The organism is Acinetobacter sp. CAU_H_S139_7 (assembly GCF_058599305.1).
In genome coordinates, this window is record NZ_CM178651.1 from 2,037,004 (window position 1) to 2,049,583 (window position 12,580).

Annotated in this window: 13 protein-coding genes; 5 read left to right on the top strand and 8 right to left on the bottom strand. The window is 40.5% G+C overall.

The features are described from left to right. The first annotated feature begins 613 nt into the window (after window positions 1-613). Window positions 614-1,780 (top strand): methionine adenosyltransferase, encoded by a 1,167-nt coding sequence (metK, locus tag AC4MC0_RS09975; protein ID WP_004984924.1) that lies wholly within the window; start codon window positions 614-616, stop codon window positions 1,778-1,780. A gap of 95 nt (window positions 1,781-1,875) precedes the next feature. On the opposite strand, the gene AC4MC0_RS09980 is transcribed toward metK, so the two are convergent. Beyond that, complete coding sequence (locus AC4MC0_RS09980; RefSeq protein ID WP_005401120.1) at window positions 1,876-2,121, bottom strand: hypothetical protein; 246 nt, start codon at window positions 2,119-2,121, stop codon at window positions 1,876-1,878. 315 nt (window positions 2,122-2,436) lie between these two features. On the opposite strand from AC4MC0_RS09980, the gene AC4MC0_RS09985 reads away from it, so the two are divergent. Next, window positions 2,437-2,649 (top strand): hypothetical protein, encoded by a 213-nt coding sequence (locus AC4MC0_RS09985; protein ID WP_125274210.1) that lies wholly within the window; start codon window positions 2,437-2,439, stop codon window positions 2,647-2,649. Here the strand turns inward: AC4MC0_RS09985 and AC4MC0_RS09990 are convergent. Continuing rightward, window positions 2,611-3,252, bottom strand: a complete 642-nt coding sequence (locus tag AC4MC0_RS09990) for a LysE family transporter (protein ID WP_125274209.1) — start codon at window positions 3,250-3,252, stop codon at window positions 2,611-2,613. The two genes, AC4MC0_RS09985 and AC4MC0_RS09990, sit on opposite strands and share 39 nt — an antisense overlap. A gap of 132 nt (window positions 3,253-3,384) precedes the next feature. After that, on the bottom strand, window positions 3,385-3,966 hold the full coding sequence (locus tag AC4MC0_RS09995) for an FxsA family protein (RefSeq protein ID WP_419275614.1): 582 nt from the start codon (window positions 3,964-3,966) through the stop codon (window positions 3,385-3,387). Window positions 3,967-4,088: 122 nt separating this feature from the next. Between AC4MC0_RS09995 and ruvC the strand changes: the two genes are divergently transcribed. Further along, window positions 4,089-4,634: a crossover junction endodeoxyribonuclease RuvC gene (ruvC, locus tag AC4MC0_RS10000; protein ID WP_004696760.1), complete on the top strand. Its 546-nt coding sequence runs from the start codon at window positions 4,089-4,091 to the stop codon at window positions 4,632-4,634. A 17-nt stretch (window positions 4,635-4,651) separates the two neighbouring features. On the opposite strand, the gene AC4MC0_RS10005 is transcribed toward ruvC, so the two are convergent. The 4 genes from AC4MC0_RS10005 to AC4MC0_RS10020 all read right to left on the bottom strand — a co-directional run bounded on the left by AC4MC0_RS10005 (window position 4,652) and on the right by AC4MC0_RS10020 (window position 8,181). Next, window positions 4,652-4,978, bottom strand: coding sequence for a hypothetical protein (locus AC4MC0_RS10005; protein WP_490737931.1), 327 nt, complete (start codon window positions 4,976-4,978; stop codon window positions 4,652-4,654). Window positions 4,979-5,316: 338 nt separating this feature from the next. Next, window positions 5,317-6,615 carry a glutamate-1-semialdehyde 2,1-aminomutase gene (gene hemL, locus AC4MC0_RS10010; protein WP_279044362.1) on the bottom strand — a complete coding sequence of 433 codons (1,299 nt, stop codon included), beginning with the start codon at window positions 6,613-6,615 and terminating at the stop codon, window positions 5,317-5,319. A 42-nt stretch (window positions 6,616-6,657) separates the two neighbouring features. Continuing rightward, on the bottom strand, window positions 6,658-7,278 hold the full coding sequence (thiE, locus tag AC4MC0_RS10015; RefSeq protein WP_279044361.1) for a thiamine phosphate synthase: 621 nt from the start codon (window positions 7,276-7,278) through the stop codon (window positions 6,658-6,660). Between the two features lie 519 nt (window positions 7,279-7,797). Then, window positions 7,798-8,181 (bottom strand): Mpo1-like protein, encoded by a 384-nt coding sequence (locus AC4MC0_RS10020; protein WP_259233806.1) that lies wholly within the window; start codon window positions 8,179-8,181, stop codon window positions 7,798-7,800. Window positions 8,182-8,467: 286 nt separating this feature from the next. Here AC4MC0_RS10020 and AC4MC0_RS10025 point away from each other — a divergent pair, with 286 nt between their 5' ends. Both AC4MC0_RS10025 and AC4MC0_RS10030 read left to right on the top strand, forming a co-directional pair. Next, a complete protein-coding gene (locus AC4MC0_RS10025) occupies window positions 8,468-9,928 on the top strand; it encodes a CYTH domain-containing protein (protein WP_279044358.1) in 1,461 nt (486 codons plus the stop codon). Between the two features lie 398 nt (window positions 9,929-10,326). Further along, window positions 10,327-11,787: a CYTH and CHAD domain-containing protein gene (locus tag AC4MC0_RS10030; RefSeq protein WP_279044357.1), complete on the top strand. Its 1,461-nt coding sequence runs from the start codon at window positions 10,327-10,329 to the stop codon at window positions 11,785-11,787. A 70-nt stretch (window positions 11,788-11,857) separates the two neighbouring features. Here AC4MC0_RS10030 and AC4MC0_RS10035 read toward each other — a convergent pair whose 3' ends face one another. After that, window positions 11,858-12,490, bottom strand: a complete 633-nt coding sequence (locus AC4MC0_RS10035) for a hypothetical protein (protein ID WP_178927894.1) — start codon at window positions 12,488-12,490, stop codon at window positions 11,858-11,860. Between the last annotated feature and the right edge of the window lie 90 nt (window positions 12,491-12,580).

Consider the following 12,580-nt stretch of genomic DNA (forward strand, 5'->3'; position numbering starts at 1 on the left):
TCGCTATTTATTCATCATCAATGTCTAATAAATGCGGGCATTGCCTAAAATCACAACAATTTCACTCAGAAATGTCTCTCTCGCTTTTCTCCAGTTCAAATCCTACACGATAGAATCATCAGCTTTTAAAAACAAAGCTCAGCCACCCTATTCACTAATCAGAACAAACCGTTATCCTTGAGGATCAAACACATCACAAGATACATTTGTATTTTTTACATACAATTAAACATTCATGGTGAATTTTATTCACCTTTTTAAATTATTCATGAATTACTACAGATTATCGATTATTTTCTGATGCTTATTTTGAGCATTTTTATTTACCCACTTAACACCCAAGCCAAAAAAGACTCAAACAAACTATTGTTTTACAATTAGATATAACCAAAGCACAAAATCTCATGATACGCACCCATAAACTTTGAATCAGAACCCGTTACTTTGTCATTTCGAACTAAAAATAAACGCTATATCAATTTTTTAGATGCTTATATCAGATAAAAAGTCGTTGAATTGAAATAAATTCAGTCATTTTGGTCGTGTAGAACTGGCTCAAACGGCTAAGTCGATGTACCATATTGCGTCTTTTAAATTAACTGTGATAGGACTTATGCGCGAGTACGCTGTATTTACCTCGGAATCTGTAAGCGAAGGCCATCCAGATAAAATGGCTGACCAAATCAGTGATGCTATCTTGGATGCGATCTTAAAAGAAGACCCATATGCGCGGGTTGCTTGTGAAACGCTTGTAAAAACGGGTGCGGTAGTACTTGCAGGTGAAATCACAACAACTGCAAATGTGGACTTTGAAGCGATTGTTCGTCAAACCGTAAATGGTATTGGTTACCACCATTCTGACCTTGGTTTTGATGGTTCAACATGTGCCGTGATCAACATGATTGGTAAACAGTCACCAGAGATTGCTCAAGGTGTAGACCGTCAAAAGCCTGAAGATCAAGGTGCAGGTGACCAAGGCTTAATGTTTGGTTATGCAAGCCGTGAAACTGACGTGCTTATGCCTGCTCCAATTTCATATGCACACCGTTTAATGGAAAAGCAAGCTGAGCTACGTCGTAGTGGCGCTTTACCATGGTTACGTCCAGATGCAAAAAGCCAAGTGACTTTTGCTTATGAAAATGGCATGCCTGTTCGTTTAGACGCAGTCGTATTATCTACCCAGCACGATCCTGAAATTTCTCAAAGCAACTTAAAAGAAGCTGTGATTGAAGAAATCGTGAAAAAAGTGATCCCTGCTGAAATGTTCCATGCAGACACCAAATTCCACATTAATCCAACAGGAATGTTTGTGATTGGTGGTCCAGTGGGTGACTGTGGTTTAACAGGTCGTAAAATCATTGTAGACACTTACGGTGGCATGGCACGTCACGGTGGTGGTGCTTTCTCTGGTAAAGATCCATCTAAGGTTGACCGTTCTGCTGCTTACGCAGGTCGTTATGTTGCGAAAAACATCGTAGCTGCGGGCCTTGCTGACAAATGTGAAATTCAAGTGTCTTATGCCATTGGTGTGGCTGAGCCAACATCTATTTCGATCAATACCTTCAATACAGCAAAAGTATCTGAAGAGTTGATCATTGCATTAGTCCGTGAACACTTCGACTTACGTCCATACGGGATCACTCGTATGCTTGACCTCATTCAACCGATGTATAAGCAAACTGCTGCTTATGGTCACTTCGGTCGTGAAGGTTCAGATACAGCATTTACGTGGGAAAAAACCGACAAAGTGGAAGCACTTAAAGCTTCAGCTGGTCTATAAGTTTGATCCTAAAAGAAACCCGCTTAATGCGGGTTTTTTTATTTGAACTGATGGAAAATAGCCCATCAGTTAAGTCGTGAAGTCATTGAACCTCACTACTTGGGTTTGTTGTCATGATTGAGCACATCAAAGAGCGAAGTCACGGCAGCGGGTTCGCTGTTTCGGTCGGCCAAATAGACTTGTACAGATTTAACAATAATCGCTGCTGCAAGACATGCAACAATACAGAAAATCCAAAATCCAAAAGGACTTCGAATATTATGTGATCCACAGTTTGGACAGTCTTTATCTGTTGATGCGACAACTGTTTCACAACATGCGCAGTGGTATTGATAGAGCATGGCTTTACCCCCCTTGTTTTTGTCCTTTCTTGTTTTTATTGTCCATCACCCTGCCTCACAGAATGTTAGATTCATTTATCTTATGTGAGTATTTGTTGAGACTCAAGCGCCATTCACCTGAAGTGATGTCAGCAACGGCTTACACTGAAAGATTAATCAATTGATTTAACGCATATTCCTCTTTATAACACCGAATCATGACAATTTCATTTTGTAACATAATAGTTTTTGACGTATTCCAAAGTATTTGCTCGAAACCCTTTAGTTTTCTCGCGATTGTTTATTAAAATAAGATGCAACGATGAGGAAGAAAGAATGGTTCTGTTGATTAAAAAAGGCGGTTTACGCGAACGTGCCAACCGCAGCCGTAGCTATAAAGGTTCAGAAAATACCGAAGCGACATTACAGCCCAACCGCTATGCGCAAAGTAAAAAAGATGAGGCGTCCACCTTGGAACAAGCTCCATCATCTAAAGAACTTAAAAATGACTTAAATGTAGATTGCGAGAGCATCATACCAAAGCCATAAAGCAAAAATCAGGAACAACCCGCCAGAAAAAATGTCAATATAACTTCCTGAACGCTGATATGCCGCCTTAATTTTAGGTAATGACAAAAGCAGCATCAACAGTGCAAAAGTCATAAAAGTTTGGATTGGAATAATCACCGCAAGTTGCATTTTTAAATAGGGACTTGCGCTAGAACTCAGTGCCAATGAAAACACACTACTGAAATAAATCAGCGTTTTCGGGTTAGACAAGTTAGTCAGCAAACCTGACATGAAATAATGGTTGGCCTTTGGTGGAGGCAGTTTTTGACCATCATCTAGCAAGGCTTCTTGCTGCATTGCGCTGAGGCCTGCTTTCAACATAAGCCAACCCATACGTGCAAGGAACACCCCACCAACCACCATCAATACTTGTTGAATCCACGGCATTTTGTCGATGAGTACGGTAAAACCTAACAAGGTTAAAACCACCCAAACGACGATGCCAACAGAAATACCTAAGATAGTTTTTAAAGTATTTTTTTGTGTGGTCGAAGCTGAACTTTTGGCAATCAGCAAAACATCAGGACCAGGACTTAGCTGCGCAACAAAATGCAATGCGCAAATCGTGAAAAGCAATGACATAAAAAAGCGGCATAAATTTTAAAAAATAATTATATCGTTTGTTATATTTATTTTAAATCATAAGCACTTAAAACATTTTCATAAAGATAAAAAAAGCCGAGTTAGAACTCGGCTTTAAAATTAGGTATGAAATTATTTATTCACATCTTTCATTTCAATTTTTTTCGCATCTGGCGTGACTTCTCGTGCTTCGCCATCAATAATACTCGAGTCACGATAAGCTGAACCGCCCTGCTGTTGCTGCATTTCTTGCATCTGGCGCATGATATCTGCAAATGGGTTTTGACCTTGAGCACCACCGCCCATGCCATTCATATCCCCCATCATGCCACCCATCATTTTTTCCATCATCGCTTGCTGACGTTTCATCATCACGTTCATCAGTGCACCTGTCATGGCTTTTTGCACCGCAGGAATAAGCAATAACACGGCAACCACATCTGTCACCAAGCCAGGAATCAATAAAAGAAAACCCGCAATGATTTTTGGCAGATTGTTTGTTAATGCAGGATCTGCACCCATCTGGCCCGCTTGCATTTGCTGCATTTGTGGCATTAAACCTGTTGAATACTTACGAATCAGGCTCATACCAATAAAGAAAGCGGCAATAAACCAGAAGAACACGTACCACATGCTACCAACGAGGTCGCCCACGCCGATCCATACGAAGACTTCGAGAATGACACCAGCTAATATAAAAAGAAATAATTTCATGAAAATTAATCTAATCTCAACAAAATGAATAAGGTGCAAGAATCAAGTGCTCAATCTACATCAAGCTTTTTTGATACGCTTATGTAACAATATGGGCATATTATTTTTTTTAAAGGGCAAGCATGTCATTAATTATTGGTATTGACCCCGGTTCTCGCCTCACAGGCTACGGTATTATTCAAAAAGAAGGTCAAAAACTAATTTTTGTCGATGCTGGCACCATTCGTACCGAAGCTGCTGATATGCCTGAACGGCTAAAACGTATTTTTGCAGGTATTGATCGTATTGTAAAATTTCATGGCCCAACCGAAGCCGCAGTTGAGCAAGTGTTTATGGCACAAAACCCTGACTCCGCACTGAAGCTAGGGCAAGCACGCGGGGCTGCTATTGCTGCACTGGTCAACCTTGACCTACAAGTTGCAGAATACACCGCACGCCAGATTAAACAGTCGGTGGTCGGTTATGGCGCTGCGGACAAAGAACAAGTACAAATGATGGTGATGAAGCTCCTAAACCTGAGCATCAAACCACAGCAAGATGCAGCCGATGCTCTCGCTGCTGCTATTTGTCATGCACATGCTTCAGGCAGTATGACCAAGCTTGCTGTACTCAATGCTCTTGGCGGTATGGCGCGCGGACGCAGCCGTAGTAGCTCTCGTCGACGCTAAGTGTTAAGTGTTAAGTGTTAAGTGACATAGTCTTTAAAGTCTTTACGCATTTCACGTATCGATGGTGCTTTGGGATAAGTTGCTATCAGCATTCTTCCCGAAATGCGTAAATTTTTCTTTTGAGCAGGATCGATACGAATAAAGACCAATTCTTCTGGCTCATTGCGGTGGTTGATCTCACAAATCATAATGGTGTAGTTTTTTTCAATCACTTTATAACGACTAAATGCCTGCTGTACGATTTGCTTAAAATTTTTCTGTCCACCTGATGGTGCAAGTTGGGTATAAATCACCAACAGTATGCATGCACCAACTACCAAGGCCACCAGTAAGTATTTATCCATTCTTCGGCTTTGTTGCATAAATATGTAAGCATCTGATTTAAATAAATTTAATTTTGGATCAAAAAATAATCAAAACTTTTAAAATCATATAGTTATGAAATCTTTGTGCAACAAAGCCGAATCGATCTCTTAAATTTGTGACCTGAATCACAATTATAAAATTAACATATCTCAGCTTTATTGAGGCTGTATTTAAACGTATTGATAAGTTTAATGAACTATAAATTCAGTAGTTACCAACATTAAGTAGCGCTTAATTTTCATATTGAATTCCACAGTTAAAATGCTATAAAAAAAGCCCATCAAATGAGATGGGCTTTTTTAGTAAGTACAAATACTTACTTCATGCTTGCAAAAACTTCTTTCGCTGCTTGCAGGGTAAATTCAATATCTTCATCAGAATGAGCAGCTGAAATAAAGCCAGCCTCAAATGCAGATGGTGCAAGGTTCACACCACGGTCTAACATGCCATGAAAGAACTTACGGAATGCATCGATATCACACTTCAGCATCGAGTCGAAGCTGGTAATGTCTTCTTGATCGGTAAAGTACAAACCAAACATACCGCCTACTTGTTGCGTTTTAAAAGCAATACCCGCTTCATCAGCCGCGCCTTGTAAACCCACAAGCAGTTTTTCTAGCTGCGCTGTCAATTTTTCATAAAAACCATCTTGGCGCAGGTGTTTAAACATCTCAATCCCTGCACGCATTGCAAGTGGATTCCCCGACAGTGTTCCAGCTTGGTAAACTTTACCCAGTGGAGCAATACACTCCATCACTTCTCGTTTCCCACCAAAAGCACCAACGGGTAAGCCTGCACCAATAATTTTACCCAAGGTGGTTAAATCAGGAGTCACACCATAGTGAGCTTGTGCACCACCCAATCCAACACGGAAACCAGTCATCACTTCATCAATGATAAAAACAGAACCATGTTCATCACATACATCACGAATCGCTTGTAAGAAGCCTTCGATTGGTTTGACTAGGTTCATGTTCCCTGCCACAGGCTCCACAATCACCCCTGCAATCTCCGAACCAAACTTTGCAAAGCACTCTTTTAAAGTGGCTATATCGTTATACGGAAGTGTGAGTGTATGTTTGGCAAAGTCGGCAGGAACACCGGCTGAAGTCGCTTCACCTTCGCCGCTGGTTAGCAAGCCAGAGCCTGCTTTTACTAGCAGTGAGTCTGAGTGACCGTGGTAACAACCTTCAAATTTTACAATCTTGTCACGACCTGTATAACCACGTGCAAGACGAATGGCGGTCATGGTTGCTTCAGTACCTGAGTTGGTCATACGAACCAGCTCAATTGACGGCATAATTTCGCAAATAATGTCGGCTAAAGTCGTTTCATGTACGGTAGGTGCACCGAAGCTTAAACCATCCACTGCAGCATTTTGAACTGCTTTAATAATTGCAGGATGAGCATGACCTAAAATCATTGGTCCCCATGAGCCCACATAGTCTACATAGCGCTTACCATCCACATCGTACAAGTATGCACCTTGCGCCTTTTCAATAAAGACAGGCGTTCCGCCTACGCTATTAAATGCACGTACAGGTGAGTTCACACCACCCGGAATATGTTTGCTTGCTTGTTTAAACAATTGTTCTTGCTTTGGAGATAAGCTCATGAAGTTACTCAACTCAAAAAATAAAAAAACATCTAAAAATACTTAAGCTTTAGATGCAAATAAATCAGCCCACTGTTCTATACGATCAGGAATCGCAGACATTGATAGCCCTAATATATCACTAATCACCGCGCAAAGGTCGGCACCGGCCTCGATCACTTCACCTGAATTTTCAACTGTTAAGCCACCAATAGCACAAATCGGCACATTCAATTTGGCTTTGGCTTCTTTTAAAGTCTGCAAGCCAATATTGCCAGCTTCTGGCTTGGTCTCAGTTGCATAAATTGCACCAAAAGCCACGTATGTTGCACCTTCAGCAATCGCCTTTTCAGCCAGCTCAATCGAGTTCAAACACGTACGACCAATCACCGCATCTTTTGGCAGGCGTGCGAAAGCTTCAGCAACTTCGCCATCTCCTTGCCCTAAATGCACGCCAACACCGTATTTCACTGCCATTTCTAAGTCATCGTTAATCACAAAAGGAACACCATACTCAGCGCACATAGCTTTCATATACTCGACTTCGTAATCCTGTTCTTCTTTAGGTACTTTTTTACGGCGATACTGCAAAATGGCAACTTCACGTGTTGCCATTGCACCTTCTAATTTAGCCAAAAGTAGCTCTAAAGGATCATCATTTGTAATTAAATATAAACCGCGCATTTAACTCTACCTTTGGGTTATGTCGTTCTATTATAAAGCCAAAGGCGACTAATGCTTTAATGAATTGGAACTGAAAATGCGTTGCTTTGCACAAAAATCCCGCGACTAAGCTCAGGCTATATAAAAATACCTATTTTCAGTGATAGTCGCCCCACCGCTTTCGCAGTTTAATGGATACAGAAAGCAACAAGAATAAAATAAAAATAACAACTTTATAACAAGAATAAGAGACACGCAGCGATCTGATACGGCTTTTTAGCTTTTTAAACCAGTGGTGTTTGAACAACATCATAAAAGCTAAAAAGCCGCATATTTTTACTTAACGTCCATATAAAAAAAGCCTAGAGAAGGTCACTCTAGGCTTGGAAAACTAAAAGCACTTTAAGGTTCAAAGCACTTATATATTATTTGGTGAAAATATAAACAACGATCTCATTATTAGAACATTAACTCATACTTTGCAACTGTTAATTTCAAACTTTTAATAAAACTTTCATGATGAAGTCACAAAGTGCTTCACTAACTTGGAATTTTATCCAAAGCACGATCTTGTAAGCTTAAATTTCCACGTAAAACATCGGAAAACATGCGCCAGTCAGAAATAAAACTATACAAAGGCTGTTTAAAACTAGCTGGCTTATTTTTTTCAAAAACAAAATGACCCACCCACGCACAGGCATAGCCAGAGACTAAGCCGTATATAAAATAACGCGGCTTGCGTTTAAGTATGGCTTTAGAGAAAAAGTACAGTCCAATTGAACTGCCCGCAACGTGTAGCCGACGACTCATGATGTTGCGGTGCTCTGTTAGATAAAAACGATAAAACTGGTGATAGGCCTTAATCGGCAATTGAAAATTAGGTTCAGCGTCGTGTTCCTGTTTCGGTTCAACCTGAGCATTCATCTGTCATCATCCTGATGTTTTTCTATCAACATAACTGAAAATATGCAATCTGCAAAGTGCAATCGCCTCTGGGAGCGCGTCCACTAAAAACAGAATTGTTTTTTGATCAATCTCGCACTGCAACTTTGTTTTATTGTGTCGTCAAGTCTTACATACTGTCTCTTTTTCGCTACAATCCAGTGGTCCATTGGTGTGCCTTTAGCGCACATAAAAACAAACTACAGATCATGCATCTCAATACATAAAGGCTTGGCATTGACCTAGCCCCTCAAATTAGGAATTTTTCATGGTTGAAATTGAATTAAAATTTCAGATTAGCGAAGCACGACGTACCGCCCTTCTTAAAGCTTTAGATCCTAAAAAATCTGAAACGATTCAACTTCAAGCCAAGTATTTTGACACGCCTGATCGCCTCTTGGCTCAACACGGCGCTGCTTTGCGTCAGCGTCTTGAAGGTACTCGCTGGATCCAAACACTCAAAGCCGCAGGTAAAAGTCATTTACACCGTTTTGAACATAATCATAATTTGGGTGAGTTAGAGTCATCTCCTGAACTGGACTTAAGCATTTATCAAGCTATTCCAGAGGCTCAGCAAATTTTAACCCAAGCTTTAGGCTCAGATGCAGCTGCGTTAAAGCTCACCTTTGAAACGGACATCCAACGTACCTATCGCGTCATTGAATTTGAAGACGCTGAAATTGAAGTCTGTTTGGATGTAGGAGTGGTTCGTGCATCTGGTCGAGAACAGACCATCCATGAGGTAGAATTCGAACTCAAATCTGGCTCTGTTCAGTCACTTTTGGCCTTTAGTTTTGAATGGGTGAAAAAGTATCAACTATGGTTAGATGTCCGCAGCAAAGCCGAAATGGGTAACTTACTGGCGCTTGAGCAAACAGTGAGTCCAGCACGTTTTGAAAAAGAGTTTGTCTTATCGAAAAAAGAAAGTGCAGCACATAACCTGAGTTTGTTGATTGGCCAGCAAATGCAGCATTTACTGCCGAATATTGCTGCAATTTCAGCAGGTGTTGCTGAGCAAAGCCATATTGATCAAGCACAAACTGCTTTAGAGCACTTACAACTAACCTTAGCTTTGTTTAAGGACTGGAATAGCAATATTTCTGATAAATGGGCGATGCAACTTGCCGCATTCAAACATCAGTTTGATCATTTACAACATTTGCAGCATATGCAAAGTACCCTAGGCGCTTTTCTTCAGAATCCAACCACTACAGAAAATCTTGCCAAAGACATCCTATATGCTCAAGAAAAGCTTGGAAATTTAGTTAAATCGACCCAAAACGTCCATCATTATCTTGAGTTATTAACCTTTAGTTTAAGTTCACATTATCAGGTGCAAAAGCAGGATTTAAAAACCTATGCGCACAATACCCTGCAAAACCAATATCGACAGCTACAGGAAAGCTTAAATGCTGCGGATATTAGTCACTTTGAAAGCTTAGATGTATTGGCGCAGAAAATTAAGGAATTGAAGTTTAGCTTTCCTATTTTAACGTCAATTTATGATGTGAAAAATTTGCAGAAATACAGTAAAGCGTTGAATGATGCCCAACAAGCTGCACATGAATATCAAATCTTGGCGACTTCAGCTGCATACATTCAACAGACCGAACTTGAAGCCAGTGATTGGTTTGTTTTGGGTTGGCTCACGGCAAAGCTTGAAGTTTATGCCGATAAACTTTTAGAAGCGACAGAACAGTTCTTAGTTAGCCGTAAATTCTTAAAATAACGCTCTGTATCCCATAGCAGTCATGTTAAATACATGACTGCTATCGACTCTCCATGAGGCTTGATAAGCCCCAAAACCACGATAGACAATCGTGGTTGGTGGCATGGATGTCACCAATTTATCTGTGATAAAAAAACATTATCAGAACAATACAGGCTTTCTATCACTTTTCATCTTTAAGAAGATATAGCTATGCACCCCTACTTAACGTCGAGTTATAGTCACTTCACGGCGACAATCCATACTTATTAACCCTGCATGTTTCTCAACCACGATCTTATTTTAAAAGTGACATCTAGCCCACTATTTCTGCTCTTTTAGCTTATACCTATTCAAAACTGGTCTTTTTTTGCTCAATTTAGCATATAGTAAAACGTAGATTGTCATGAGTCAGGGCTATGCAAGAGATTGAATTTAAGTTTCAAGTTCCAGTTAAGAAGCGTAAGGCCTTGCAAAAAACCTTTACACTGCTCAAGGCTGAGCCGATTCATTTGGCAGCCCAATACTTTGATACAGTCGATCAAACGCTTGCTAAGCATTGCATAGAGATTCGACGGCGTCTGGAAAATGATGCATGGAAACAAACCTTCAAAGCAGTGAACAGCGCAAAAGCATTGAGTCGCTTTGAACTTGAATTTGATATTTCACTACCTGAAACGACTACACTCGACTTAGATAACTATGAAGCTTATCCTGCTGCCTATAAAAAATTAAAACGCGCTTTGGGGCTTCCACTTCCAACCCTTGAATTGCTCTTTGAAACCAAGATCCAACGTTTACGCGTTTTGCAGGATGTTGGAAACAGTACAGTTGAAATTGCTCTCGATATTGGAAAAATTTTTAAAGAACAAAGCAGTGTTGATATTTTCGAGATCGAATTTGAATTAAAACAAGGATCGATAGAAGATTTAATCGCATTTATACGACCTTGGATTCAAAAGTATAAACTGTCGCTCGACACACACAGTAAATCTGACTATGGCCTTCTAGCTGTTCGTCAGAAAAGTTGCTTTCCTGCACAGTATCAAACACTTCTTGTACTGAACAAAACCTCAAGCGAAGCTGAAACGCTACAAAGCATAGTGGCCAATTGCTTACAGCACTTACTTCCCAATGCCAGTTCAATTGCTCGACAGCAGTACTCCAGTGAGCATGTGCACCAAGCCCGCGTGGCAATCCGCCGTTTACGTACCGCACTGAAAAGTTTTGCTGCATGGTCGGAGGACATTCAACCACACTGGAAAAAGGAACTCACCACTATTTTTCAAGCCTTAGGTGGAACACGTGACATCGATGCGCTAAACGAAGACTTACTCCCTCAACTGATTGAGGCAGGTTATCCTTTAGACCATCTTGCCCCAAGTATAGATGCTATTTCTGATGTCTGCGCCCTATTCCAACGAGCAGAAACGACGCAACTTTGGCTTGAATTAATTTTATTTACAGAGCAAGAACTAGATTCGCCTTCAAAAGCCAAACTGAAAAAGCATGCACTCAAAGTTATACATGCTTTACACGATAAAATATGTGCACATGCCGAGCACTTTAGCCAGCTTGAAGATGAGGAAAAACACCGTATTCGTAAACAACTCAAACAACTGCGTTATAGCATTGAGTTTGTGACGTCTTTACTCGATGCAAAAGCATTAAAAACCTATTTAAAAAAACTCAAAGCAGTTCAGGAAAGCCTAGGGCACTATAATGATTTGGTGGTTGCAGATGCCTTATTTCAACAAGCCCCTGAACCAGAAGCCGCTTATAGTTTTGCTACAGGATGGATCGCCGCGGAAAAAAATAGAATGCTGAAATTGGTTGAACAAGAGCTTAGGCTGTTCAGTCAAACCAAAAAGCTGAAATAGTCTTTTAAATTAAAATATAGATCAGCAGCGAAAAGTTCTTCTATAGGTGAATTCCCTGTCTACACCTAAGTTAACGATACTTTCCGTACACCTTCCACGTATTGTTATCTGCTAAGGGGGCGTTATAGCTATCACTGCGCTGCTTACGTGGTTTGTCTCGTGCATCGACCAATTCAAAGTGTGCTTCGGTACTTAACACGATACCATTTACATAAAATCGGGTACGGGTATATTCACTCTGCCCATGCTGAAACACATAGGTTCTGAGGTCAATAAATTCCCTATGCGCAACCAAGGCGGCGTTATCATCGCTGTCCAACCAAGCGCGCATGGCTTGGACTTGCTCTGGCTCAAACTGCCCACATTTTTCGATTAAGCTTGCAATACCGCGAAAACTTTTAGATTCTTTGGCGCGGGTTTTATTAATCCGAATACGATCGACGTGAAAATAAAACAGCGGTAAGTTCAAATGACTAGGTAAATGAATTGCATCCAACACTTCATCTTCCATAAAAGGTTGGAACAAGTCTTGTGCCCGCTCAATCAAACCCATCCACTGACGGTAGTAGTCCTCAACTTCCGCTTTCGTGCCATAGTAGATCGGTAAGCCTTCGACATTGGCTAAATTTTGTGGTGGCCAAATGTTTTGACGCAATAAAGCAATATCACTTTTTAAACTTTGTACCGCAATCGCGTCTTGCATGGATATTCTCTATTTTATTGCTTAGGCTATTTTTAGATTAAGGCAAAGGTTTAGTTTCTGCAAGGCTTTGCCTATAATGCAGTCTGAGTT